This is a genomic window from Diplocloster hominis, from assembly GCF_032380655.1.
Lineage (GTDB): Bacteria > Bacillota > Clostridia > Lachnospirales > Lachnospiraceae > Diplocloster > Diplocloster hominis.
In genome coordinates, this window is sequence record NZ_JAWDIY010000014.1 from 81667 (window position 1) to 105990 (window position 24324).

Here is a 24324-nt window from a genome sequence, read left to right on the forward strand (position 1 = left end):
ACACTTTCGGGGAGTCTGGGTATAAAAAGCATTTTTTTATGTCGTAATGGCAGTTCTGTGACTAGGAACAAGGTTGTTTTATTTTTATATTTTGGTAAAATAAGGTATGTAAAGTAAATTGAGATATTTTAAAATTCTAAGATAAAACGGGTGGCATATTATGAAAGTGCTGATCGTAGACGACGAGGCATTAACAAGAGAAGGTTTGATATCCAGCGTAGACTGGGCTTCTTTGAATATTACGGAAATTTTCCAGGCGGATGATGGAATCCACGGTTTGGAACTGGCCGGAACGGAAAAACCGGAGATTATACTCAGTGATGTGCGCATGCCGCGAATGGATGGCATACAGATGGCGGAGAAGCTTCGAAAAATCCTTCCCAATACCAGTATTATATTCATGAGCGGATACTCAGACAAGGAATATCTGAAGGCCGCTATAAAATTGAAAGCGATCCGTTATGTGGAAAAGCCCATCGATCCGCAGGAAGTGCTGGACGCTGTAACGGAAGCGATCGAAAACAATGAACTTTTAAAGCGCTCCCGGCGTTCACAGCTTTTACAGCATCGTGAAAAATCCACACAGCTGGCCCTGGCCATCACCCACTCCCGGGGCAAAGAGGTTCCAGATCTTTCCTCTATGCTTGGATCTCTCCAATTGAATATCCATCCGGAAACCTGTTTTTCTACCATTATCGTACAGACGATGCAGCTGATCTCTGAACTGGAGCCAAAGCTGCTGGAAACGCTCTACGATTCATTCAATCGAAACGCGCATACTTACCAGCTTGACACACTGTACGCAGCCAAACACGAACGGTTCCTGATCTTTCATCTGTTCGGGGATGAAATGCCGAAGGCAGCTTTATATCAGCAGCTGATTCAGAATCTGGCAGATTCCTTTCAACCGCTTTGTAACTTCTTCCTGGCCGTTGGTAAACCTGTAGTTGGGATTTCCAATGTCCATCATTCCTATAATGATGCGGTTATTCTGCTGCAAAGTGGCTTTTTTTACGGTTATAACTGCATTTTGACGGCGAAGCGTCAGACAGAGATCAGTCTGGACTTATTGAAGGAGCAATGCACTATATTCGAGGAAGCATTGTCTTCCCGCGCGGAAGAACAGGCGCTTCAGGCACTCAGTTCCCTAAATGATATTCTCCGCAACCGTCAGACACTGCTGGCGAATCAGATTAAGGATATTTATTACCGGTTATTGATACTGGTGCAGAATTCCTATTCCAAATACCAGTTAAACAGCCCCCAGGAGAGTTCCGACATGGACAGCATCTGGGGCGATCTGGCGAAATGCAACACTCTGGATGAACTCACCGCTCTCTTATCCGGAAAAGTCTTTCAGCTTTTTGAAGCTCTCAGGGAACAGGCAGCCGAGAATTCCACAATTTATCTGATTAAAGAATATATCAGCAAAAATTATGACCTCTCTTCCCTCTCTGTTAAAGATATCAGTGAACACGTGTATCTGACTTCAACCTACGTGTGCACTCTGTTCAAGGCTGAGACCGGTCAGACATTAAACCAGTATCTCACTGAATTCCGAATGGAACGTGCCAAACAGCTGCTGGAGGACCCCCGGAATAAGATCGCGGATATTTCATCGAGGGTTGGATATACCGATGGGAATTATTTCGGAAAGAGCTTTAAAAAAATCGTGGGGTTGTCACCTTCCGAATATCGTGAAAAAATGTTAGGATAGGTGGATCTTTTACATATTGATTTTATTCAGGAGGTGAAACAGTGGTAGAGTTTCGTGGTCTGGTTAAAATAAACTTTTTCAAAAAGGAAAATTTCACCGGCTCATGCGGCGGGATGTGTTTTAAAGTCGAGAGCAAAGATAAGAATGCTGCATTGTTGGCTACAATCTGGCCGGGTCCTTATAGTTCAGACAATACGCCGGATGATAAAAAACAGTATGCGGAATTTCCATTCAGTCCGGAAGGGATAGAAGAAGTTCAAACGTGGCTGGAGGAACAATATCAGGCGCAGAGTGCCCTATGGAAACCGGTTCGGATTGGGTAAATTTGCATTTCCGTATAGGTTCTTTGTTTTCGGTAACACTGTCTTTGGAGGTATTTGCTATGGATGATAATTATCGAATTGCTGATCTTACATCAGAATATGTCGCTGAAATTAATGAATTACAGGAAAAATTGAAAGAACAGACTAAGGAAGATATCGTGTTAGTCGCATATAAAGCCGGGGAGTAATTCCCCGGCTTTATTCCGCCTCAATTTTGATATCAGACTGCTGCTGCCTCCGTTGTGAACAGCTCTTTTCCATAACAGATATTCCTGTCGACGGGTCCGGTTATCCCGCACACCTTCCCTTTGCTGGTATATTGCCAGATATCTGCATGTTCAGGCCTGTATTTATCTCTGGCGCAGCCATCATTTTTGCCGTATCGGGCGATCCAGAATGGGTAAGGTAGTTTTGCCACTTCTAATACGTGATCGCACCAATCTTTATTACAATAGATCCCGGCTGCATAGCCGGCAGCTTCCAGCTGCGCAGTCGAATCCAGGATTAGTTCCGTCAAATGAGCAGCGGACAGGGTTCTTAAACCTGGTTCTTCCATATCCAGCCAGACCCGCGGATATGCTTCTTTTCCTTTTAATAATCTTATTACTTTCCGGATTCGCTCCCGGGTATCCGGTATTGTTGTATCGTACATATATACATAGACGTCTGGGTTAAAGCCAGCTGCTGCTGCCATTTTATAATATTCTTCAAATCGTGAATCCGGTTTGCCGTTTCGGATAATACTCCGTATAATAACAAAATCCATACCGTCTCCACGGACACTATCCCAGTCGATCGTTCCCTGATAGGAACTGACGTCAATCCCTTTTATCATTGTCCTCTCTTCCTTATCATTGGCCTTTTTACCTTATCAATGTCCTTCTTTTGCTCTAATACCGCAATTACTATGGTTTCTATTTTAGCTCAGGTATACTTATAATTTCCTATTTATCCCTGGGTTCCTTATAGGTCAAAGCCTGTTGGCTGTCTTTTATTCCGGCTGTCGTGGGATCTGTGACTATTCCCAGTAATACCAATAGGTTAATAATCATGCCGGCTGTTGTCACCAGATCTGATTCTGCTATTTGCGGAACTATCCCGAGCAGGCCGCAGATCTGATAGATCAGGGCAATCGTTGCCATGATGATGGCAGTTAGCGTGGTTTTGTTCTGAAACCTGACCTTCCAGTTTATTTGTTTCATATTCCATCCCCCTTTACTATTATTTGATCTATTCTGTGGTGAGCGGATTTCGTTGACTGTTCTACGATTACAACTCGTTCCGTCAGTCCCTGCACATCCCGTTTGACTGCTGATATATCATATTTTATATCTCGGACATCGTTTCCGATTTGGTCCAGTTTAACATTTATTTCTGCGGATTCTTTTGCTTTTCTCTCTGCGTCTGTCTCGTCTGCATGCCTGGCGTTTCTTAGGCCCATGTATATGGCGAAGGCCGCGGATACAAAGGCAATTAATGTTGAGATCGCGGTTATGGTTGTGGATATGGTTATCACATTTGGCACCACCCTTTCTTTGATTGTATTTGGGTTGAGGGATGAGCGAAGGATGGCGGAGGGGTGTTGATTTGTGGGAGTGTGGTAGGTAGGGTATGGGATAAACAATAATTTGGCGGATAGTATTGATACGACAAATAGCAATTTGGCGGAGTTAAATAATAATTTAGCATCTGATAATACCGGTGCTCAATGTCGACCAGTCTTCCTGGCATTAACTGGAATATCGTTTGTCGGAGGAGCTGCCAGTATTGATTTATTGCCTCATATACCATTACTTGCCGGAAAGACACTAGCTGCGACGGCATTTGCTACGACATCAGGTAGTACAGCATATGTTATTACCGGAGCCACCTGTTTGGGTACTACAATTAATTTGTGTTGTGCTAAGACAGCCGACGGATCAGCAGCGACGGTGGAGTTCGGCACCCACATCCGGATTCTAGTATTTATTTACGTATAATTATTTTAAGGTAGACGCGTTACGGTAATAAATGTATCTACAGGTGCAGATGATACATAATTTTGCGATCTCCGGAAGTTAAGAGTCGTATTGTCACTTACAATGGATACTCCTGCGCTAATTTCAACCGCACTGCTAAAGCTTAAAAAATTATGATAACTTTTGATGGATCGCATGATAATTGAGAAATCAGTCTTATTTTTTTGCAGATCTATTCTTGCTACCCCCGTTGTTGCACCCGATGCAGCAGGGAAAACGACATGATAATGAACCAAATATCTCCCTGCACGCTTAAGCATTAAACCATCATCAGTTATCTCATACAGAGACGCATTATAGTTTCCGCTTGCATTTAATGCAAAATAACCGGCCCCGGAATTAGGAATAGTCGCAGCTCCATAAAGTTGGATAGTCTGAGATATTAAATTATTATTTAACTCCGCAAAATTGCTATTTGTCGTAGTAATCATTAATGATACGACAAATGCAGCTTTGGCCGATACAAATAATAATTTAACTACTTTGTCTAATAAGTTACAATGGGGTCAGTATAATATTGGTGTTAATAAAACTATCGGAGTCATTAGAACGTCAAAAACAGGATTAACCCTTTTAAAAGCCAGAGGGTCAAATATCATTTCTTTTACCGATAATACAAATGCATACTTTAAGTTTCCGACAAACGGTACTTATAAATTTACTTTTGTATTGGCCATTGATACTGATACTCGGGTGCAAATCACAATTGAAGATTCCACCGGGACTAATGTTGTAAGCAAATGTACAACTACAACGGTAAATGGTATGTGCCAAGGTATTATAAGCGCTACCACATCAAATTATTTTACAATCCGCGCATTAGCTGCCAAAGAAGTATCTATATATCCAGATAGTATAAACGGGTACTGCCTAATCGAGAAATTACCTTAAATGATCATTTATATAATTACTAACACAGATATCCTCACATTACCGGCCATAGCGTTTCCACTACGGGTATAGCAATATATTTTAGCGGTGGCTGTATTACTCTCATCGAATGCATACGTAAAAACTAACGCATCAGATGCATTACTACTTGACGTTATAAAAATAACATTTGGCTTTGTGCCTAAATTGTGAGGCCAAGAAGCCACACCATTGGAGAAACTAATTATCATTGTATTAAATAGTATTCTATTTATAATATCAGATGCACTGCCTAATTTTGTGCCCTGATTTATCACTAAGCTTCCTGTAATTGTTCCTCCGCTCTTTGGCATGTAATTATCATGCGAGTGTGCCGATGGAGCATAAGTGGATGGCTTACTAGTTATAGCTGACCACGCATGGGTGTGGTTGACTGGTGCCTTGCCAGATAAATTATTATTTGTATCGGCCAAAGCTGCATTTGTCGTATCAATACTATCCGCCAAATTATTGTTTCGCGTATTAAGCTCATTAATAGCCGCCACCAAAGAACCTTTCGCCGTCGTTGCCAAACTTCCTAATGTACCCATTGACGTCTTTATAACATCAAATCTTTTCCGGATCTTTCCGAATAACGTCGTCAGCGCTTCTCCGCTGGTAATATCTGCATCCGCAGCCGGGACAGTAAATGCCACCGGTGTACTGGCATCTACCACGCCTGTAGCTCCTTTCGGCCCCTGCGGTCCAATTGGCCCTACATCTCCCTTCGGCCCTTGAGGACCTGCCGGCCCGGTTGCGCCTTTGGGGCCTTCCGGCCCCTGCGGGCCTGTATCTCCCTTGTCACCCTTTAGTCCCTGTGGACCTGCTGCGCCAGTATCACCTTTCACTCCTCTAAGTCCCTCCGGCCCCTGCGGGCCTGTGTCTCCTTTCTCTCCTTTCGGTCCCTGCGGACCTGCCGGCCCGGTTGCGCCAATAGGGCCCTGGGCCCCGGTTGCACCTTTATCACCCTTGTCACCTTTCGGTCCTTTTACATTGCCTATAAATGCTCTTCCCATTCTAATTCCTCCTATTCTTCTGGTATTACATAATATACATTTCCTGTAGTTGCATCATATTCAAATACGGGAGGCGCGCTTCCATCCGCATATGTCGCATAGAGATCTCCCGCTTCGTCTGCTGACAGAGTAAATAGCCCACTGGCCGGGACTACGACACCGCTGTCACCCCGGTCTCCTTTCTCCCCTTTCGGCCCGGCTATACCCTGTATTCCCTGAGGGCCCTGCGGCCCGGTTCCTCCAACCGCTCCTTTCGGTCCCTGTACGCCGGTTGATCCTTGAGGCCCGGCAGGGCCCTGCTTACCTTCTGGCCCCTGTGGTCCCGTCGCTCCTTTTGCACCGGTAGGTCCCTGAGGTCCTGTAAACTCTCCATTCTCTTTTCGGGTTGTCAGATCGGCGGCCACTCTATTGGCATTGGCTGCAGCCACCGATGCGGCATCGGCCTGTGTTCTGGCGCTCTCTGCCTGGCTATTTGCAAAAGTCCCCGCCTGGTTCGCGCCATCCCGGGCATGTCCGGCCTCATCGATCACATATTCGGCTGCAACTTTGGCTTGATTCGCTTCTGCCAATGCTTCTCTTGCCGCTGTCAATGCTGGTCCCGTCTGCGGAATATATTTTTTGGCATCCCCGATCAGTTCATTCAAAGCGGAAAATTCATCCGAACTTTCGATCCCGCTGTCGGGGACCACACTTTTTATGATCTGCATTTTAAAATTGGCGGTAGATAGAAGAACCTGTTCCTTTCGAAGTTCAATCTCCACCATAGCCAGCCCGTCTGCGGCCAGTGTCTGACTGGTCAGCGGCACCAGAATTTCGCCGTTTTGCAATTCACAAAAACTGAATACCGAGGTACCGTCAGGCTTACGTATTTTAACTCTTAATTCCACATCCTGTGGTATGTCGAATAAGGACCCGTCTTCTGTGAGTCTTGCCGCTATGAATCTGCTTCCGGAATCATTTTGTTTTGCCGTGACCATTATAGACGGCATTTCTCTATATAAATCAATCACTATATGTTTTATTATCTGCATTTCTTTTCACCACACTTTTCTGATACGCTTCCCTTTCCGCATCTGCCATTTTCCGGGTCAATGCCTGTACTTCCTCATACAAATCCCTGATCAGAGGCTCAAGCAGGACCCAATGGATACCCGATCCGTTTATGTCCGTCCGTATCTTTTCTTTTAATTCGTCAATTACTACGATCGCCGGCTTCTGCAGCTCACTTTGCATCTCTTTTTGTTTCTCACTTTGCATCTTCCTTCGCATTTCTCCATTTGTTTCACTTAGCATTTTCAGAACACCTTCTCTCTAACTCCTCGATTCTTTTAACAGCCTCTTGAACACCACCCCATAATACGCCCAGCGACGCGTACAAATTAATGGATTCCCCATCCGCTGTCAAAACCTTAGGCGACAACCGATATCCCTCTCCGATCACAAATCCCTGCATCCGATAATCCGGATGTGATTTATATTCGAAGGAATATACATCTGTATTCATGACATGCTCTAAAAGACCGCTTGCCGGTTCGATATTTTGTTTCAATTTAACCAATGACTGCGGGCTGGCTCCAAAGACATCCAGCGTCCCTTTCCTGTCTCCGTTCACAACGGACACAAAATTCGGAGTCATCTGCGCATAGTGCTCTTCTCCTGCTTCCGTAGAAACCCCCGCCGTTGAGATTTTAGCGATCCATCCGCTGCCGTCTATGTTTTGGATATGCATTCCGCTGCCAAACATTTTCATCTCAGCCGTCTGATCGTGATTATGTATCAGACAGGTAACATCCTTTTCCGAACCGCCGTCAATCGTCACATGGGATGCGAACATGTCCCCATTGTGGTCGACACGGTATGGGGCAGCTCCACCCGTCAGATCATCGCCGCCTGCCCAGAAGGCTTTTCCGTGTCCATTCGCGTTCATACCCGCTCCACTACTGTGTAAACGGTATGGTTCGATTGTCCAGTCCGCGATTTTTCCCCCAATCGCAGTTAATCCGTTATCATCCAGTCTCACGAATTCCGTTTTTCCATCACCCGACATAGCTTTGATTTCACCCGATGAATTATTTTGGCTTCCTGCGATGATTGTATTTCCCTGGATCTTTATACCGGAGAGTATGCCGGTCGTAATATAATCGGCTACTATTTTTCCATCCATGGTCACCGCCAAACCATAAGGCCCGTTGACTCCATCTTTACTATGCCCTAAACCAGCCAGATTCCAGCACCATATATTTTGTGCCCTTGTCTTATCCGGCTGATCCATAATCAGAATCCGTTCCGGCCGCTGCGCCGGGTCCAATACGACGTAACCTCCGTCTTGGCCGGTTATCAGGCGTGTGGCATCTTCGATCGCTATCTCCATCGTCGTCTTAGTCTGTTCGGCCTGTTCTGTAATTTCCGTTCGTATCTGGTTGTAAGTCCCTTCTATGGTCGGCGGCAAAGTTGAGAGTGTCACGACATCTAAGGAATGTCTTTTCGGGTATTCCTTATATTCCACAACCTGATGATTCACACGGGTATGACGCTTCCGGTCAATGAGTGTTACTACCTTGTATAACCAGATATCCTGATCCAGATTATTAACCTCACACTCGTAGGATCTCTCCGGGAAGGACAGTTTTTCCAGTCTTTCTATCGCTGCGTTCTTTAAAGTCTGCGCGTCTGTATACTGATCATCTTTCCAGCCAACGGAAATGATTCGATCCGAGTAACGGTGATTTTCCACATATTCTTTACCGTCGTTCACGGATGCTATGGAGAGTGGAATCTTGGTAGTATCATCTGTTTTTCCGTATGCATACAGCCTGGTAGCAAAATTTGTACTATTTCCGGTGTATCCGAGGCTTCTTAGGTTCAGTTCTTCCGTAATGTATTCGCCGGTCGCTGTGTATTCACCCGGATTTACCACATAGAGGATTTTATGTAATACATCAAAATTTCCTGCTACGCCCCACAAGCCCAGAGCCTTGTTCAATAGGTCTTCCGAATTAACATTTTCTGCAGGATGGCCTTGACTGGCCTCTATCGTATATCTTTCGGGATATTTACCCGCATCCGCGATGGACCAGTTATAGGGTTTGATATCGTTTAACAGTTCAGCCAGACTGGTATCTTCCTTACGGTATTCCCGCCAGAAGCGCTCTCTCCAATCATCCAGATCCAGCTGGCAGTCGACCACGACATACTGGGAATGCTCATCAATGGATTTCACGGTATATTGGTTGTTTTCCGCAATAATCCGGCACTCCTCGGTTATGTATGGATAGCTCTCATGCCTGGCCGGGATTTCGAAGGTCAGTACATCGTAACCGTTGAACGCATGTGTAATACTCCATTTTGTCTCCTCCGGCTCAAAGGGGTGCAGGATACCAGGTGTTTTTGGATCTTGTATTTTCAGCATTTCTTCACCTTCATTCAAATAACGGATAGTATTCTACCGTTATGGGGATATTGTAGGACATGGTTATCTCATTCTGGCCGGGGAAGATCTTGGGGAAATCGATGAGATCCGTGTCGGCAAAACGGTTATTGCCGTTCTCTGTGATCTTTCCGGTGATCCCGTCTATGATGAAATGTTTGCCGGCATGGAGGTTGGTTACTTTTATGCTGTTGATTTTGAAGGATGAAATGTCAATAGGGGGCTTTAGGATGTATCTGACCCCTGACGGGATGTTTCCTTCGTTGTAAATGATGGCTGGTTCTGTGATATCGGTGGATATCAGGGGGAGACGCTGTATTATAATAAAATTTATCGTTACGAGATAATATGGGGCTACACCAGCTTCCTGTATATTTTTTCCGATAAGAAGTGCCGGATATTCAAATCTGTGCAGTTCCCGTTTCAGGACACAATTTTTACTTGCTAACAACAAATTCGATATGTTTTCTTGTGCCCTTTCATCTGACGCTCCCCCTACATAGAATTCTACAGTAGCTGTTTTTGGCTCTGCCGTCCTGTCAAACTCAACAAATCCACTTTTTCCTGCTTGAATAATATATTGTGGAGTGGTGATACCAGGTATTATGGAAAATGATTTTAGATCTGCATTGAATTCTAAATATGCGTCTTTTTGGTTGATCAAACATCTTTCTCCAACACATTGATCCTTAAAATTGTATTCCGGATTATAGTCATACATGGGCATTCCTCCTTTATCAAAATAGAGTACGGTTTCCGGGAAAAAAGATACTCTTCTTCATTTATAAAGCTATTTCCTTTTAAATCAACCATGCATATTCATAGCTTGGATTCTTGAAACAACCGGTGTAACAGCTCTGCCTACTACTTCTACTGCTTGCCCGTTCATATCCAAAATGAAATGCTGTTCCCGTTTATCTTCCACTTTAAATGTAGCTTTTCCGACCTCCTCTGATATAGCCTGGGCCAGTCTGGAATAATCAATATTCAGCTTTTGTTCAGCAGGGTGGGTAGGTTCCTCAAGCTCAATACGAGATGCGAAATCGGTAAACGATATATCTCTGCCAATCGAATCCTTAAATATACGCTCCATTTCTTTCGTTAACGCGAAGGATTCATCTAATACCTGTTTTCGATTATTTTTAATCCCCATCGCGAAATTTTTCATCATGTCCGGCATCCATGTATCATCATCAGCCATCGGACCAATATCCGGAGTACTGTGATGTAGGTATCTGCTGACGATTTCCGCAACTCTTAGAGCCGCCCTTTCCACTTCTGTAGTCCCGCTGCGTATTCCGTCAGCAAAATTAGAAATTAGATCAGCCCCCCAATCATATGTAGGAAAATTTACTGAATTCAAAGTCGACACAGTATCTATTATATTCTGTATTAACATTTGAAAACCCGGCAGCTTTTCGTCAACTCCAGTAATAAGTCCATTCATCATTTCTGCAGATGATTCATAGGTATACTCCGGTAGTTTTGCTTCCTCCAACGTCCCTGTGACTGCACCTGCCATGTTTTGTGTACTTTCAACCAATCTATCGTTCCCATCATCCATAGCCTGTGCCCCACCGGTAACTACGCCGGACATCTCTTTTCGTCCCTTTTCGGTAAAGTTTATTTCATTAAGCTTAGTATCTACCGCCCCTGCAAAATCATCGACCATAACTCCGGCCTGTCCGTTAAGTTGTTCTGATGTTGGTTCATAATTATCTGATGCTGCCTGACCAATCATTGTCCATAAGTTGGTGGCACTATCATATACGATACCAAGACCAGACAACATACCTGCTGACATATCTTTCGGTATCTTTGCACCGTTCGCATTTAATTCATCTATTAATTCCTGAACAAAATCAGATTCTTGAACTTCTTGAATTTTTTTATATACGTTCGACGTACTGTCATACACAAGTCCAGCCTGGTTCTCAATACCTTCCATTATGTTGGCGGGTATTTTTTCACCAAATCCCTTTATGTTCATTAGGGATTTTACTAAATCAGGATTATTTTCTGATAACTGTTCTCCTATATAAAAGTATAATGCTTGTGTATCACCGGCTAATGCTTTATATTTCTCAACGTCGCTGATACCCTTTCTTAAACTCTCAGGAATCCCCTTCCCAGTCTCAATGAGCTTTTCTTTCATCTCAAACAAAGCTTCTTCTGTAGGTAACATAGTCTGCATTATTTCATCCAGTTTCGGCATATCCGTTTGCGATAGTTGACTTTGAATTCTAACCATACTTCCCTCAACCGAACTCATTAGATTACTAACAGATGTATCTAAGGAACTTGTCATCATTCCGAGTTGATCGTCTGAAGCGCTTTTAAAGGCCTCAGCGTTAAACAGAACAGTAGATAAACTTTTTGAAAGAAGGCTGTTTTTACCAAATTCCGTACTAATATTATCTACAACTTGTTTTGCCGCATCACCAAACTTATCTTCAATAACACCCATACTTACATCGATACTTTTTAATTCGACCTCATATTTTTGTCTGTTCGCCTCATTGTTCAGAATCTTGTTAAAGTTATCAATCACTGCCTCTGGCATGTCAGGAATTAGATTAATAATTGCCCCTGTCTGAATTTGCCATTCATCTATTGCATCCACTTTTTCCTGCATTGCATCATTCATTTGATCCATTAGATTAAGGAAGCTTTCTGCATCTAATGAACCCAAATCCACACCCAGTTTAATTTTATTAATCTTTGATTCGAACAACGCCTCAGATACTTTGTCCATTATATTTTGCATCTTCTGGATTGCGGCAGCTATGGTTTCAGCCTCTTCCGCATTAATTATCCCGTCTGTCATCGCGTCTGCATAAGCTTTACCGACTTCATCCGAGGCTAAATCAAATTCGCCTTGTATTTGTGACATACTCTGAGTAAGAGCATTTGAAATAAAAGAACCAAATGGATCATTATCTCCTTCCGGGAACATCGCTTTTAGAGAAAGTTTCGCACTGAACTGTGTCTGTTCCAGAAAACCCAAACCATTATTCACGTAGGATTCTAAAGTTTCTCCCAGTTCTTTACTCGATATTTCGTCCAGTCCCCCCAAGGTAACTGCTTTCATTAAGCTCTTTTCCAAAGATTCAGCGAATCCTTCAATCTGTGTACGCTGCTGCTTCAAGTCACCGAATGCTTCCAATGATTGGCTGATATTATCCAAAGCCTCTGAATTCACCAGCTCTTCTGCTATATCTTTCGTTTCTTCCAGTGACAAAGTTATATCTCCGAACTTTTCTTCAAGAGCAGCTTGCTCTGCTTTTTCATTAGCCTCCTCTATCGCAATTCCCACACCAACTATAGCCGCCGCCACCCCCACTCCAATTCCGACCGGAGACCCAAGGAACTGGATAAGGCTGCCTATTCCTGTAGTTAACGATCCAACGGAATCCAAAACAGGTCCTGATACAGCCAATATTCCTCCGGCTGCCGCGATAAGTTTTTGCTCCTCCGGTTCAAGTTTAGAAAAACTTTCTGCAAGTTTTCCGATACCTTCCACCAGTTCCGTCGCAATAGGTAAAAGAGCTTCACCAGCATGCATCCCAGCTATTTTCAGTTTATTGAAGTCACTTTCCATCTTTCCCAGCGGTGAAGAATCCATCTGATCAAACGCCTTCTGAGTTTCTCCCGCTGAACTTTTAATCTTTGACAAAGCATCCTGAAAACTTTTTGAACCTGATTCCGAAGTAAATGAAAGCATAGAATTCAGTTGTTTCGTAGTTCCAAATAATGCCGAAAATTTTGAAATTGGAGAGTCGGATACTTGTGCCAATGCATCCATTTCTGCCTGCATGTTTTGTGTTTCTGTTGTCAGGTTTTTATATTCTTCTGTATTACTGCGGCCTTGCTCCGTGAGTTCTTGCAGCTTTATTTTATTAGTTTCTATTTTTTCAGATAAATTGATATACTCAGGTGCTGCTTTTAACATTGCTTCTTTTACATCATCCAAAACTCCGGAGAAACCTTTTGATTGTAATGCTGATGCCGAAAAATCAATCCCTAACTGTTCAGCAGCTGTTGATACTTCCGCTGAAGGATTCAGTAAATTATTAAGAACATTACCTAAATTTCCAACGGCTTCATTTGCAGACATACCATTACCAGTCAGTAACGCCAAGCAGGTCATCAACTCTTCTGTTTGCATACCAGCCTGAGCAGAAATAGGTGACAGTTGACTGATGCTGTAGGACAATTCATCAAAAGTCATTTTACCAATACTCTGAGCCGCAAACATCTGATCCGAAACTTTCCTCATACTGTCTGCACCGGTCAATCCATAAGTATTCATAACCGTTGTCAAAGCATCGACAGTTGAAGATATATCTGTGAATCCTCCTTTTGCTGCCTTTACCGCAATGGTTGTATAGTCAATCGCATTTGCTGTATCTCCAGTTGCTTTCATTGTCCGATACATCGCTTCATTATAGTCTGTTATTGCGATACCAGTTTCCTCCGAGGCCTGAACCACCCCATTTCTTAACCGGTCATAGGAAAGAATCGTATGATCAAAAATAGAACTTATCTTCTGAAATCCCTGCTCTGCATCTTTTGCAAGTTGCAGGCTTGTCTTACCTACCGATTCCAATGGCTTGGTAAAAACATCTGACATAATTCCAGCTGCCTTACTCACTTTTTGTCCAAAGGCCTGTATATCATTTCCTCCCATTAGCTCACCCCCAATCTGTTATAAAACTCTTCCATATTTGTCACTTGATTCTCATATACTGGATCTTCACCGTTTATTATTTTAGTCCGAATATAATTACAGGCTTCGTCAAAGCAGAATCCTGTATAGTTATCTTTTATTTTCATAATCTGACTCGGACTTTTGCTTTGAGATATCCCCAGATTTATGATTCTTAACAATTCCTTGCTCTTTACGAAACATACGCAGGGAATCAATCCCTGTCTGTACATAATTATAGATATACATTAGCTGTGTATCTGTCAGATTGATTTTTGCATCCTCGAATTCCTGATAAGTCGGTTCCACCAGCGCTGCCTTAGCGATACAGCGCATAACCTTTGCCATTTCAATAAGACTCTCATTGTCCTTCATAACTCCGGACGTCCCATTTTTAAACAGCTCCGCCGCCGTCGCCAGCAACGGGTTCGGTATCCCCCCCGACTCTGCCAGATGCAGCAGCGACGGCCTGCGCAGCTTCACAATCAGCGGCTCCTCGGAGAGGAAGCCGGGCAGCTCCACTTCAGAACCGCCCGCATATCTTTTTAAATCCTGTAACGATGTTACCATCCTCTCTCCTCCTGTCACGCCATTGCGATCACGTCTGTGATGCCGGCTTTCTTCGCTTTATTTTCAGAATCCAGCTCCACAACAAGGATCTTATTACCGTTAGCTGCAGTTACTTCCTCTGTGCCGTTCCATGCTGTAAAGTCATCCCCGCATACTTCATCATAAGCCGGGATAGATACGGATGCGCCGGTTTTGAACTTATAGCTGTTGGAGATCGCTTTTGCCGGAGTAACCGACAGTTTTGTTTTTCCAGCCGCTGAGCCTGCTGCGCTAGTCACGCTAAGGGTTCCGATCGTCTGCTCAACCACCGGCAGTTCCTTAACATATTCAATCTTATAAGGCGCTTCGCCGCTGGCCGGGGAGGAACTGATCGGATATTCCGTTGCCCGGAAGACATTATCTTCGGAGTTCAGGCCGGCCGGCTGGCCGGTGCAGCCCGGATATGTAATCTTTTCGTATCCGATCACTTCAGATCCCGACATCTGCGCGGAATAAACGTCCAGCACGAACTTCACCGGTTCGTATTCCGCACCGGATACCGGCGGCTCATAACTTACAATATTGCCTTCGCTGTCTTTCACCAGTGTACCGCCCTGCAGAATCTCGATCATCTCCAGAATGGTTAAATTGTCGGTCAGGGTAATCAGATGCCCGGTCAGGGTTCTTTTCTCCGGTTTCTGGGCTTTAAGAACGCCCTTTACGATTAATTTTACCGCTTCGGTAGTCTCTACCTGAGGCTCCACTGCGATCTTACTTCCCGATGTAATCGCGATGCTTCTGGGATTCTCCTCTTTTGTCGTTGCTACGATCATACTGCAATCGATAGTTGCTCTCTCTGTACCTTTTCTCGGTGTAATTCCTGCCATTATAATCATCCTTTCCAGTTGTTTTGGTTTACGTTTTTGTGTGATCATCTTTGTCGACACTCTGCGGCCTGCCGATATAGCCGTCGTTTAGAAGAAGTTCATTGCGCAATTGTTCAATCATGGCGTTCTGGTTTTGGATCTGGTTCTGAAGCTTTGACAGTGCTTTTCCGTATTGTGTCATTATCTGATTTACACAATCTTTTTGAATGCCCAGATCGCTCAAAAACTTTCTAGTCATAGGATCTCCATCTTCTCTATCCGGTACTACGCTTTTTATCGGGGTCGCGTCCCCGTGTACCTGCGCCGATTACGCCCGCGCCCAGGCGGAATTTTTATAATAAAGTCCGACAGCTGCCAGACCTATTACCAAGTCATTCCTGTTCTCCAAACACTTGTATTTCTGCTGCAGCCATGCAGTTATACTGTATGGCTTTCCATATAACGCACCCCTTCTTTTGTGAGGAAAAGGTTATCCCGGTTTATTACCCGTACTCTTCTGATATCCATCGTTTCTGAGGGGCTCCAGACCACCCCCTGTATCAGTTCCTCATTCTGCAGCTTCATAAGGGCTGACAAAAATACCTGTTCCTCCATCTGTAATTGCTTACTTGTGATCTTCTCCATATTGGGCAGATCCTTCTGGTACTCTGCATAAATAGCCTGAAGTACCTGCTGTTTTATATCAGTTGTCATCTTTTTCCTCCTGCTTGTGTGTACTTTCCTGCATGATATCGGTATACCACGTTCATACCTATATGCCATTTGATTCACGGCATACATACGAAAATACCTTACAATACTTTTATTACCTGTCCTTGTATCTATCCTATCATTTCCAAATGGGACATGCAGGACATCCGGGACAATCTTTCATTTTCTATTGATCATTTAATTTTCATTGAGAAACCTAAAATATTCCTTTTTCACACTCTCTCCTGTGGCCCCTCTTCCCATTTTTACAGCTACCGCTTCCCAGGTCAGGCGCTGGAACACTTTAAACCGGATAATACGCTGCATACGCGCAGGAACCGTGTTTAAGAATTCTTCCGCCTGCAGTTTTACATACTCTGCATTTTTCTTCCGTTCCTCTAGGAGTTTTTCTTCCAAATGCAGCTGCCAATCCTTATCCTGCATAACCTCTGTACCGGCAGCCTCTATGCATTTGTCCGTATTCGAAAATTTGTTTACAGGACCCTCTCCGATGTCCGACATCGATTTTTTCTTTTTTAAATATTTGATGTCATTCTCCGTTTCTTTCACTAATTCACAAGCATCTATGTACTCTTCCAAAATTTCTTTTCTCATAATGATCCCCCTTACCTGGTAGTTTGTAATGGTTCAAGCTGAAAATATTCGATTCCGTTGTGTATGATATAATTTCTGCGGTACAGACCATCTCCCTGCATTCTTGTCATAACCGGTATGCCGGAAGCCTCGGAGAGCTGCTCGACTCCCTTATAAAGATGTACACAATAATCGTTCAGACTGTCTAATGGTTCGATCTCTTTGTCTCCCCTCACACCCTCCATCAATTCTCTGTGGTCCAGAAACAGCTTTTCTAAATTCTGCATCCATGCAAGTACCTCCTTCTGATTTTCCATCGCTCTGCATCCTCCTTCTCTATTTTCCATGTTCCCGCTCTAACTCACTTGACCGGGCGGCCACAGAAACCGCATAGTTAGAATAATCACCTGCACTCCATTTTTGATATGCCGTATCCTGACGCATGTTATATTTCATCAGTACCAGATAAATATCTTCATTTTCCGAGAATAATTGGGACAGATAGTCGATACCAACCAGAATGTTCTGTCTAGGTTCTGTCAGATCGGTAACCCCGAGTCTCTTCATCCGATCCTGATGCCAGTAACTGTTAATCTGCATCAATCCGATACATTGGCCATTTACTGCTTTCGGGTTCCAGCCGCTTTCAGCTTCTATGATCGCCTCCACCAGCTCTGGACAGATATGATATTCCGCACATGTCAATTCTATATAGGTTCTCCAATATTCTCGGTTATCTGCAGCCTCATCACCCAGTATGTCCATGGGCCTGACGGCAGTTATTAATATTGCCAGAACGGGAACCAACAACACCATTCTCTTTAACTTATCCATAACAATGCACCTTGCCCTCCTCCACGCTGATTTTGTTAATCCGGATCTGGCTCTCTCTTCCTATCCCGGCACTGATAAGACATATCTTATGCATGATCATAATAATTTCTCCTTGTAGGTTTTAAAGGTGATCTTTCTATATTGTAGAAATTTCAGCTGCAATATATGGAACTGACGTATTCTAATCATAAAATGGTATGAAAGATCCGAATGGGTTAAATACTGTCCTGGATTATGAATCTACTCTTGCATGTATTACCAAAATATGGTATTATTATATCGAACATTAGTTCTTATTTACATTTCGTGTCGTTGAGGTTAAAAAAAAATTACTTTTACAACAACAGCTATTTTGTTATGTGTTATTATTGTTTACTTTGACTTAATTTGTGTATTTGTGGTCAATACAGCTACATCTTTGTTATTAGTATTTTTTACAATTTTAAATATAATGTATTATGCAATTTCAAAAATTATAAATTCGTCACATTTCGTGTCTATTAATGTTATACCATATCCTGCTTACTGTGTCAACACTTTTTTTTACATTTCGTGTCTATTTTTGTTTACATTTAGCACGATGCGTGATATTATATAGACATGGAGGTTGGTAATATGGGAAATTTTAATAGTGTTTTTCGGAATTTAAGAATTGAGGCTGGTTATACCCAGGATGGCTTGGCAGAAATACTCGGAATATCCCGAAGTGCCGTCAGCATGTATGAAAATGGTAACAGAGAACCCGATTTTGAAACTCTGGAACAAATAGCAGACCTATTTCGGGTAGATATCGATTATCTCCTGGGACGTACCGGCAAACCGGTCAAAACGGCCAACGATTATGAACCGTCGTATGAAGACATTCAATCCTTAGTGGCCAGGAACGGCAGGAAATTATCCGTGGAACAAAAGCAGGAAATCATCAGAACATTATTATCAGATTAGCAGGTGATCCTATGGATACGCTTCGTATTCAACAAGAAATCTTAGATGTTTTTGAGACAAATTCCATATACTCATTTCCAATAGACTGTTTCTCTTTGTTACGCAAATATGGGTATGAGTGTGTGAAATATTCCGATCAGAATCCTGAGAAAAAGGCCACCTGCCTGCAGGTCAGCGACGATGCTTTCCGCTTGAAAAAAAAGGTCTACTATAATGATACTTTACAGAACTGCAGAATCCGATTTACCCTTATGCATGAATTAGGTCATCATGTATTGAATCATACAGGTGATTCACCGCAAAATGAAACAGACGCCAATTATTTTGCCAGTAATATATTGGCTCCGCGTATTGCGATCCATTATTCAGAATGTAAGAATGCAAATGATGTATCCCACATTTTTTCCATGAGTTTTTCAGCCGCAGAAATTGCTTTTGACGATTATCGCCGCTGGCGCCGTTATGTCGCTTATCATAAGATGAGCGTATTAGATAAAGCGATGTATCGACATTTTTTTAATAGTAATGCGAATCGTTTTGTGTGGCATCTGGAACAATGTTGGGATTGCGGCCGCGAGATTTATAATCAGCCTGGTAAGGAATTCTGTTCCGTATGCAGCGTCAGATCAGGGCTGGGTCATGATCCGGATTCCGAAGCTTCCGATCCCCTTTCATTGGATGCACGTGTATTAGGTTATATTACCACAACTTGATTTTAACATTCACAAGCCCTGGGCTCCAGATCCACAACGCAGACAGCTTCCCAGGGCCTGATTTATTATAAATTCTTTTTGTTCTCATTCTATAATGTCTTTATTCCATCCATGATCAATTTCACTACTGATGGTTATTCTTAAGCTGATCTTTGTATAATTTTATATCACAGGATACTGAAACCTTGCATATAATACAATAAAATTCTGATCGGTGCGCTTACATGAATGATCCACGCGGAACTATGTTCCAACAGGGTGATATTATGCGAATTAATAATGCCTTTGTTGAAGATGTTTCTTGTTTTAATAACTCCACAGGTTTTATAATAGTATCTTACTCTGTACAAGAAAGAAATAACAGGAATTCTATACAAAACATTCAGTTAAATATCAATAGAAATACTGCGATATTAAATTCTTTTGGACAAAGTATGTGCTCCTGCTGTATTCAAAGGGGCATGTGGGTGAATGTTGCATTTTCATCCCGTATGACTATGAGCATACCTCCTCAGGCAAATGCTTTCTGGGTTGTTGTCCAAAGGAATCCTCAATTTCCGATACCGCCATTATTGCCAATACCTCCCCAGCGCCCCTTGCCGCCTCAGCGACCGTTACCGCCCCAACGCCCTTTGCCGCCTCTGCGACCCTCCACAGAATCAACAGGCCGGATTGTTTTAATTGACTTTGACAATAACTATATCGTCACAGAAGATCCGAATAACAGAAACAATCAAACCAGATTTCTAATTACGAATACCACCTCTTTTTCAAACCGTTTTGGTGCGCCTATCAGATTTAGTGCTCTCCAGCCTGGTCAGATGGTCAGGATTACTCATTCGAATATACAAACGCCCAGTATTCCGCCCCAAACAACTGCGTTTCATATTCAACTGATCTAATTCAAGTGGTCATCTTTTAAAGCACTATCTTTTAAAGCAGAAAACCCAGAGAACTAAATATCCCTGGGTTTTTTACTATGTCACATGAATCTTTCCCTCCCATATTGCCATCTCGCAATCGCTATCCGGCTTTTACTTATATCCATTCAGTTCCAATCCGCTTTGATAATTTTGCTTGTTAACTTGAATAACTTTTGCTAACTTTTATCAGCTTCATATTGTGGCATTCTTTGCTATATGATATAATGTCGGCAGATATTATATCTGCGCCGGAGCGCTTTCCTTATCGCGGAGTGTGCATCCTCCCGGAGGGGTCTTGATTGCGTGCAATCATGATATAATGTTCTTGGAAATGCTGGAGATGTTGAATATGGAAATCGGAAAAAAATTAGCTGATTGCAGACGCGCTGCCGGACTTACACAGCAGCAGGCTGCAAATAGGATACATGTATCGAGACAATGCCTGGGAAATTGGGAAACAGGCCAACGACAGCCCCGGATTGAAGATATTATACAGCTATGCCGGCTTTATCATATCACCTTGGACCAGCTCATCGATACGATATAAATGAGCCTTCCCGGTCCCTGAAAGCGCATGTCTTAGAAGTTTCCAGCCTTCACCGCTCTCTCAAAAGCAGATGGGGCTGGTTTTTCTGAGGTTTGAGGGTCAATTGCGCGATATAGGTGTACTGCTTTGCACTACTGACAGCTCTATAATGCTTTTAATCAACCTATGCTACACGATTCATTTGACTAACCATATCTATAAATTCTTTCATGTCCTCCACATAAGAATAAGGCGCATATATTTACAGTCTCAAAAACCGCACCAACCATGAAAGGTTAGTGCGGTCTTTTAAATTTCTTTAATTTACGATTTTATTAAAACTTCCCTGCTTTAGCGCTCTCTTCAATGGAAACGGTGAAGGGCGGGTTTTCAAGGGTTTGAGGGGTATTTGTGCGCTATAGGTGTGCTACTCTGCACTACTATTGGCTATTTAACAACTCTGAATCACTACTATTTCTCTATATTTGGTATAACTCATTTATAAAACACTCAACCTCTTTAGAATGTTTTATCAGCCATATATTACATAATTCTCTCATTATCAACATTTTATCACAAGATATGTATTTACATAAGTCAAGAAACCAATCATGATAATTTTTCCCGTCAATTCTTGATAAAATCACTGTTATTTCTTCTTTATTCTTATTAACTCCTCTACAAAAAGCACTAATATTATTATCATGACATAATAACGTTTCTTTTAATTCGCTCTCAACATTATTATCCATTGGTAAGAATGTATATTTCCAGTTAAGTTTTTCTACCGGAACTTTATCTTTCATATCACCATCATAAATACCCACAAAATTGTAATGTATTTTATCATCCCGAATAAATTTTAGACACTTCGTTATTTCAGATTCACTTCCAACAGGTACAATTGTATACTTTCTAAGTAAACCAGATGCATATCTTTCAAGTAATATAGACAAGAACAGTTCTGCCGCCTTATCCTCTACCCAAAAAGTTCCCTTAATCTCTTCTTCGCCACCTAAAATATCATTTACACTTAAATTTATATTAGGCTTCGTAACATTAACACTATTCGATAACCTCCCTAATATACAAATATGATTTGATTCTATATTTTCTAATATGAAAGGAGAATGGGTAGTAATTATGGTAGAAACCCCTTTATCAGCTACAATTTTAGCAATATAATCCATTAAATGTCGTTGAGATTCTATTCCAATAAATGTTTCTGGTTCTTCCAGAATCAATATTGAATTATCTATTATGTTCTTTAACTTCCAAAATAAAAAGAACAAAAAATGTTCACCCAATCCCATTTTCCTAGAATCATACCTAACTCCATGCGAAATCACTTCAAAATATGGCATAGTACCTTTTTCTGAAATATCATCAATTTCAATTATTTTAATTGAGGAATATTCTTTTCCTACTAAATAGCTTACTTCCTCTAAATCTTCCTCACTTATTTCTATTTCTTCATTTTGTTCTAACAATTCGTCTAAAAAATCTTGCGATAAAAAAAATTCCATAACAATTCTTGCACTATCATAATCTGCAAATAAAATATTTTCTTCTATTAAACCTAATGAAAGCGCTTGTTGTCCATAGGTATTTGAACATTCTATTGCGTTATTATTTATTACCGCATGTCCTGTTATTACTGCATTTTCAAGTTTTAATAAATCACTTTTATTCTTATCAATTCCTAATAATTCTTTTATAGCAGATATTATAGTAGACTTGCCTGCACCATTCAAACCACATATTGCATATATTCCTTTTTCTATATTCACCCCCTTTATTCCATTATAGTTATTAAGTTCTATATCTTTTATGTAATTCTTAAAGTCTCTTTTTGTTGTTCTTCTCCAATAATCATTTGCACGTGCTGTTCGCATTAAAATTCTACACCCCATTCATACTCATCGTAAATTTTTTCTAAAACAATAGCCATATTTTGTTTTCTATCAAAATATTTTTGAACGTCTTTAATTAATTGACTCTTATTATCAAACATAATGGAATAAAAAACATTTAGAATTACATCTCTATATATTACAGATAACGCGTCAGTACTGCCCATACTAGCCCTTTGATTATATGTATTCATCATAATTTCAAAAAAAGAATATTTATTTACAAGAGGCAAGTACCATTCTCTATGAGTTTCAAATACACCATCACGTATCTTACCTTTTAGGTATTCTCTAGATATTTCAAATTTTCTAATTGTTTCTAATAAATCATTGTCATTTATATTTATATTTGATTTAATAAAAACAAGCCAGCTAAATAATGTTGCCTTACTAAATTTGATTTTATAACTTGTTTCAGTACTAAGTTTTATAACATTCAAAAATTTACTCAAAACTACTTTTGTAATATTTATAGTGTCATCTCCAAACGGAGTATTACTTCTATATTTATCAGATATATCGCTTGCTGCTATTTTTCTCCTTAAAGTTTTTATTTCAACACAATAACAAAATTTTGATATAATTTCGTCATAAGCCAAACGGGAATTAGAAAATCCCAATACATCTTTTCCTGCCCCCAATTTGTCAAATAACTTTACCATATTTTTTATTTGATCTCTAGTTATGCCAATATATGCGTTTCTTTGTTCAGCTGCAGTTAAGCTAACCGGCTGATTAAGTCTATAAAATAGCTCCGCTGGTTCTTCTGGACTATACTCTGTCAATCTTATTAAAGTTAATGAATATTTCTTTAATAAACGTTGTATTTCAACCGGAAGTTCTGAATATTTTTTTCCATCTAATTTTTTAATATTTGTATCTAAAGGTCTGATACTTCCATCCACTGTATAAACGTCATTAAAAAAATCTCTTATTGATACTAGTCTTTGTTGTCCATCAAGAACTTCATCAATTGCATTTTCTGATTGTACTAAATGAATAGGTGGAATTTTCCATCCTCTTAATATAGAATCAATCAATTTTTTTTTCTTGTTAGCACTCCAAACCTCACCCCTCTGAAAATCAGGTTGCAAATTTATATCTCCATTTTTTATACGTCCTAAAATAGATTCAATTTCCAAACTAGTTGTATCACATTTCATTAAATTTTTCCTCCTACTTATTTCAATAATAAATACAAATAGCTATATTTTTCGTTTCAATCTAATAACGTCATTGCCTATATCATGATGTAAACATCATGTTTAAAAATAATCACGATTATAATTTAATGCAATTCGCTATATTACCTTTCCCGTATCTCTCATAGTAAACGTAGCGTCAAAGTCACAGTCCAACAACTCCGCAATCTTCCTCAATTCCTTCTCCGAAAAATTGTCATCCCGAAGTTTATTACTTAAATTATTTCCACTATATCCAAGCATTTCCGCCAAGTCCTTTATCTTCATATTTCGTTCTATCAAAAGGATACGGATTTTAGAAGCCATAGCCATAGAATCACCCCGTTTTGCTTTTTATAAAGATTATACAGTAATAAATGTGAAAAATCAAAGTTTCATGTGATTTCTAATTTATTTTTGTTGTCAGAGTATTTACATTTCACATTTATCT

28 protein-coding genes are annotated in these 24324 nt (G+C 41.2%); 8 read left to right on the forward strand and 20 right to left on the reverse strand.

All coding sequences use genetic code 11. The features are described from left to right. Positions 1 to 160 precede the first annotated feature (160 nt). The 3 genes from ABC831_RS14195 to ABC831_RS14205 are packed head-to-tail and all read left to right on the forward strand — an operon-like array spanning position 161 to position 2228. On the forward strand, positions 161 to 1717 hold the full coding sequence (locus tag ABC831_RS14195) for a response regulator (RefSeq protein WP_343248762.1): 1557 nt from the start codon (positions 161 to 163) through the stop codon (positions 1715 to 1717). Between the two features lie 41 nt (positions 1718 to 1758). Beyond that, positions 1759 to 2040: a hypothetical protein gene (locus ABC831_RS14200; RefSeq protein ID WP_343248763.1), complete on the forward strand. Its 282-nt coding sequence runs from the start codon at positions 1759 to 1761 to the stop codon at positions 2038 to 2040. A 59-nt stretch (positions 2041 to 2099) separates the two neighbouring features. Further along, complete coding sequence (locus ABC831_RS14205; RefSeq protein ID WP_343248764.1) at positions 2100 to 2228, forward strand: hypothetical protein; 129 nt, start codon at positions 2100 to 2102, stop codon at positions 2226 to 2228. A 32-nt stretch (positions 2229 to 2260) separates the two neighbouring features. On the opposite strand, the gene ABC831_RS14210 is transcribed toward ABC831_RS14205, so the two are convergent. From ABC831_RS14210 to ABC831_RS14225, 4 genes are all read right to left on the reverse strand, one after another. Then, positions 2261 to 2875 (reverse strand): glycoside hydrolase family 25 protein, encoded by a 615-nt coding sequence (locus ABC831_RS14210; RefSeq protein WP_343248765.1) that lies wholly within the window; start codon positions 2873 to 2875, stop codon positions 2261 to 2263. Positions 2876 to 2984: 109 nt separating this feature from the next. After that, a complete protein-coding gene (locus ABC831_RS14215) occupies positions 2985 to 3242 on the reverse strand; it encodes a phage holin (protein ID WP_343248766.1) in 258 nt (85 codons plus the stop codon). Continuing rightward, complete coding sequence (locus ABC831_RS14220; protein WP_158355105.1) at positions 3239 to 3556, reverse strand: hypothetical protein; 318 nt, start codon at positions 3554 to 3556, stop codon at positions 3239 to 3241. Before ABC831_RS14220 ends, ABC831_RS14215 begins: the two co-directional genes overlap by 4 nt. Positions 3557 to 4024: 468 nt before the next feature. Further along, positions 4025 to 4489, reverse strand: coding sequence for a hypothetical protein (locus ABC831_RS14225; protein ID WP_343248767.1), 465 nt, complete (start codon positions 4487 to 4489; stop codon positions 4025 to 4027). A 22-nt stretch (positions 4490 to 4511) separates the two neighbouring features. Between ABC831_RS14225 and ABC831_RS14230 the strand changes: the two genes are divergently transcribed. Continuing rightward, positions 4512 to 4949 carry a hypothetical protein gene (locus ABC831_RS14230; protein WP_343248768.1) on the forward strand — a complete coding sequence of 146 codons (438 nt, stop codon included), beginning with the start codon at positions 4512 to 4514 and terminating at the stop codon, positions 4947 to 4949. A gap of 8 nt (positions 4950 to 4957) precedes the next feature. Here the strand turns inward: ABC831_RS14230 and ABC831_RS14235 are convergent, their stop codons facing one another. The 13 genes from ABC831_RS14235 to ABC831_RS14295 form a co-directional block, all read right to left on the reverse strand. Then, a complete protein-coding gene (locus ABC831_RS14235; RefSeq protein ID WP_343248769.1) occupies positions 4958 to 5983 on the reverse strand; it encodes a collagen-like domain-containing protein in 1026 nt (341 codons plus the stop codon). Between the two features lie 11 nt (positions 5984 to 5994). Next, positions 5995 to 7014, reverse strand: coding sequence for a BppU family phage baseplate upper protein (locus ABC831_RS14240; RefSeq protein ID WP_343248770.1), 1020 nt, complete (start codon positions 7012 to 7014; stop codon positions 5995 to 5997). Then, positions 6986 to 7276: a hypothetical protein gene (locus ABC831_RS14245; protein WP_343248771.1), complete on the reverse strand. Its 291-nt coding sequence runs from the start codon at positions 7274 to 7276 to the stop codon at positions 6986 to 6988. The genes ABC831_RS14240 and ABC831_RS14245 overlap by 29 nt, the downstream gene beginning before the upstream one ends. Beyond that, positions 7266 to 9392, reverse strand: coding sequence for a phage tail spike protein (locus tag ABC831_RS14250; protein WP_343248772.1), 2127 nt, complete (start codon positions 9390 to 9392; stop codon positions 7266 to 7268). The genes ABC831_RS14245 and ABC831_RS14250 overlap by 11 nt, the downstream gene beginning before the upstream one ends. Before the next feature lie 10 nt (positions 9393 to 9402). Next, positions 9403 to 10131, reverse strand: coding sequence for a hypothetical protein (locus ABC831_RS14255; protein WP_343248773.1), 729 nt, complete (start codon positions 10129 to 10131; stop codon positions 9403 to 9405). Between the two features lie 84 nt (positions 10132 to 10215). Beyond that, positions 10216 to 14100: a phage tail tape measure protein gene (locus tag ABC831_RS14260; RefSeq protein ID WP_343248774.1), complete on the reverse strand. Its 3885-nt coding sequence runs from the start codon at positions 14098 to 14100 to the stop codon at positions 10216 to 10218. 129 nt (positions 14101 to 14229) lie between these two features. After that, positions 14230 to 14688 (reverse strand): hypothetical protein, encoded by a 459-nt coding sequence (locus ABC831_RS14265; protein WP_343248775.1) that lies wholly within the window; start codon positions 14686 to 14688, stop codon positions 14230 to 14232. A gap of 14 nt (positions 14689 to 14702) precedes the next feature. Beyond that, positions 14703 to 15554, reverse strand: a complete 852-nt coding sequence (locus tag ABC831_RS14270) for a hypothetical protein (protein ID WP_343248776.1) — start codon at positions 15552 to 15554, stop codon at positions 14703 to 14705. A gap of 28 nt (positions 15555 to 15582) precedes the next feature. After that, positions 15583 to 15792, reverse strand: coding sequence for a hypothetical protein (locus ABC831_RS14275; protein ID WP_343248777.1), 210 nt, complete (start codon positions 15790 to 15792; stop codon positions 15583 to 15585). A 179-nt stretch (positions 15793 to 15971) separates the two neighbouring features. Further along, positions 15972 to 16247: a YjcQ family protein gene (locus tag ABC831_RS14280; protein ID WP_343248778.1), complete on the reverse strand. Its 276-nt coding sequence runs from the start codon at positions 16245 to 16247 to the stop codon at positions 15972 to 15974. Positions 16248 to 16442: 195 nt separating this feature from the next. Further along, a complete protein-coding gene (locus ABC831_RS14285) occupies positions 16443 to 16859 on the reverse strand; it encodes an RNA polymerase subunit sigma-70 (protein ID WP_343248779.1) in 417 nt (138 codons plus the stop codon). An 11-nt stretch (positions 16860 to 16870) separates the two neighbouring features. Continuing rightward, a complete protein-coding gene (locus ABC831_RS14290) occupies positions 16871 to 17155 on the reverse strand; it encodes a hypothetical protein (RefSeq protein WP_343248780.1) in 285 nt (94 codons plus the stop codon). Between the two features lie 19 nt (positions 17156 to 17174). Continuing rightward, on the reverse strand, positions 17175 to 17672 hold the full coding sequence (locus ABC831_RS14295; RefSeq protein ID WP_343248781.1) for a lytic transglycosylase domain-containing protein: 498 nt from the start codon (positions 17670 to 17672) through the stop codon (positions 17175 to 17177). A 615-nt stretch (positions 17673 to 18287) separates the two neighbouring features. Between ABC831_RS14295 and ABC831_RS14300 the strand changes: the two genes are divergently transcribed. The 4 genes from ABC831_RS14300 to ABC831_RS26535 all read left to right on the forward strand — a co-directional run bounded on the left by ABC831_RS14300 (position 18288) and on the right by ABC831_RS26535 (position 20800). Next, complete coding sequence (locus tag ABC831_RS14300) at positions 18288 to 18617, forward strand: helix-turn-helix domain-containing protein (RefSeq protein ID WP_343248782.1); 330 nt, start codon at positions 18288 to 18290, stop codon at positions 18615 to 18617. A gap of 11 nt (positions 18618 to 18628) precedes the next feature. After that, positions 18629 to 19330 (forward strand): ImmA/IrrE family metallo-endopeptidase, encoded by a 702-nt coding sequence (locus ABC831_RS14305; protein ID WP_343248783.1) that lies wholly within the window; start codon positions 18629 to 18631, stop codon positions 19328 to 19330. Between the two features lie 224 nt (positions 19331 to 19554). Beyond that, entirely contained in the window at positions 19555 to 20232 is a 678-nt protein-coding gene (locus ABC831_RS14310) for a hypothetical protein (protein ID WP_343248784.1), read from the forward strand. Positions 20233 to 20602: 370 nt separating this feature from the next. After that, a complete protein-coding gene (locus ABC831_RS26535) occupies positions 20603 to 20800 on the forward strand; it encodes a helix-turn-helix transcriptional regulator (protein WP_425524590.1) in 198 nt (65 codons plus the stop codon). Positions 20801 to 21258: 458 nt separating this feature from the next. Here ABC831_RS26535 and ABC831_RS14315 read toward each other — a convergent pair whose 3' ends face one another. The 3 genes from ABC831_RS14315 to ABC831_RS14325 form a co-directional block, all read right to left on the reverse strand. Continuing rightward, positions 21259 to 22674: an ATP-dependent nuclease gene (locus ABC831_RS14315; RefSeq protein WP_343248785.1), complete on the reverse strand. Its 1416-nt coding sequence runs from the start codon at positions 22672 to 22674 to the stop codon at positions 21259 to 21261. Continuing rightward, positions 22674 to 23855 (reverse strand): GmrSD restriction endonuclease domain-containing protein, encoded by a 1182-nt coding sequence (locus tag ABC831_RS14320; RefSeq protein ID WP_343248786.1) that lies wholly within the window; start codon positions 23853 to 23855, stop codon positions 22674 to 22676. Before ABC831_RS14320 ends, ABC831_RS14315 begins: the two co-directional genes overlap by 1 nt. Before the next feature lie 138 nt (positions 23856 to 23993). Next, complete coding sequence (locus ABC831_RS14325; RefSeq protein WP_343248787.1) at positions 23994 to 24206, reverse strand: helix-turn-helix domain-containing protein; 213 nt, start codon at positions 24204 to 24206, stop codon at positions 23994 to 23996. Positions 24207 to 24324: the final 118 nt, after the last annotated feature.

Coding starts and splice junctions, on each gene's coding strand:
- ABC831_RS14195 (WP_343248762.1), top strand. CDS start 161: ATGAAAGTGCTGATCGTAGACGACGAGGCATTAACAAGAGAAGGTTTG.
- ABC831_RS14205 (WP_343248764.1), top strand. CDS start 2,100: ATGGATGATAATTATCGAATTGCTGATCTTACATCAGAATATGTCGCT.
- ABC831_RS14210 (WP_343248765.1), bottom strand. CDS start 2,875: ATGATAAAAGGGATTGACGTCAGTTCCTATCAGGGAACGATCGACTGG.
- ABC831_RS14215 (WP_343248766.1), bottom strand. CDS start 3,242: ATGAAACAAATAAACTGGAAGGTCAGGTTTCAGAACAAAACCACGCTA.
- ABC831_RS14225 (WP_343248767.1), bottom strand. CDS start 4,489: ATGATTACTACGACAAATAGCAATTTTGCGGAGTTAAATAATAATTTA.
- ABC831_RS14235 (WP_343248769.1), bottom strand. CDS start 5,983: ATGGGAAGAGCATTTATAGGCAATGTAAAAGGACCGAAAGGTGACAAG.
- ABC831_RS14240 (WP_343248770.1), bottom strand. CDS start 7,014: ATGCAGATAATAAAACATATAGTGATTGATTTATATAGAGAAATGCCG.
- ABC831_RS14245 (WP_343248771.1), bottom strand. CDS start 7,276: ATGCTAAGTGAAACAAATGGAGAAATGCGAAGGAAGATGCAAAGTGAG.
- ABC831_RS14250 (WP_343248772.1), bottom strand. CDS start 9,392: ATGCTGAAAATACAAGATCCAAAAACACCTGGTATCCTGCACCCCTTT.
- ABC831_RS14255 (WP_343248773.1), bottom strand. CDS start 10,131: ATGTATGACTATAATCCGGAATACAATTTTAAGGATCAATGTGTTGGA.
- ABC831_RS14260 (WP_343248774.1), bottom strand. CDS start 14,100: ATGGGAGGAAATGATATACAGGCCTTTGGACAAAAAGTGAGTAAGGCA.
- ABC831_RS14265 (WP_343248775.1), bottom strand. CDS start 14,688: ATGGTAACATCGTTACAGGATTTAAAAAGATATGCGGGCGGTTCTGAA.
- ABC831_RS14270 (WP_343248776.1), bottom strand. CDS start 15,554: ATGGCAGGAATTACACCGAGAAAAGGTACAGAGAGAGCAACTATCGAT.
- ABC831_RS14275 (WP_343248777.1), bottom strand. CDS start 15,792: ATGACTAGAAAGTTTTTGAGCGATCTGGGCATTCAAAAAGATTGTGTA.
- ABC831_RS14280 (WP_343248778.1), bottom strand. CDS start 16,247: ATGACAACTGATATAAAACAGCAGGTACTTCAGGCTATTTATGCAGAG.
- ABC831_RS14285 (WP_343248779.1), bottom strand. CDS start 16,859: ATGAGAAAAGAAATTTTGGAAGAGTACATAGATGCTTGTGAATTAGTG.
- ABC831_RS14290 (WP_343248780.1), bottom strand. CDS start 17,155: ATGGAAAATCAGAAGGAGGTACTTGCATGGATGCAGAATTTAGAAAAG.
- ABC831_RS14295 (WP_343248781.1), bottom strand. CDS start 17,672: ATGGATAAGTTAAAGAGAATGGTGTTGTTGGTTCCCGTTCTGGCAATA.
- ABC831_RS14300 (WP_343248782.1), top strand. CDS start 18,288: ATGGGAAATTTTAATAGTGTTTTTCGGAATTTAAGAATTGAGGCTGGT.
- ABC831_RS14305 (WP_343248783.1), top strand. CDS start 18,629: ATGGATACGCTTCGTATTCAACAAGAAATCTTAGATGTTTTTGAGACA.
- ABC831_RS14310 (WP_343248784.1), top strand. CDS start 19,555: ATGAATGATCCACGCGGAACTATGTTCCAACAGGGTGATATTATGCGA.
- ABC831_RS26535 (WP_425524590.1), top strand. CDS start 20,603: ATGGAAATCGGAAAAAAATTAGCTGATTGCAGACGCGCTGCCGGACTT.
- ABC831_RS14315 (WP_343248785.1), bottom strand. CDS start 22,674: ATGCGAACAGCACGTGCAAATGATTATTGGAGAAGAACAACAAAAAGA.
- ABC831_RS14320 (WP_343248786.1), bottom strand. CDS start 23,855: ATGAAATGTGATACAACTAGTTTGGAAATTGAATCTATTTTAGGACGT.
- ABC831_RS14325 (WP_343248787.1), bottom strand. CDS start 24,206: ATGGCTATGGCTTCTAAAATCCGTATCCTTTTGATAGAACGAAATATG.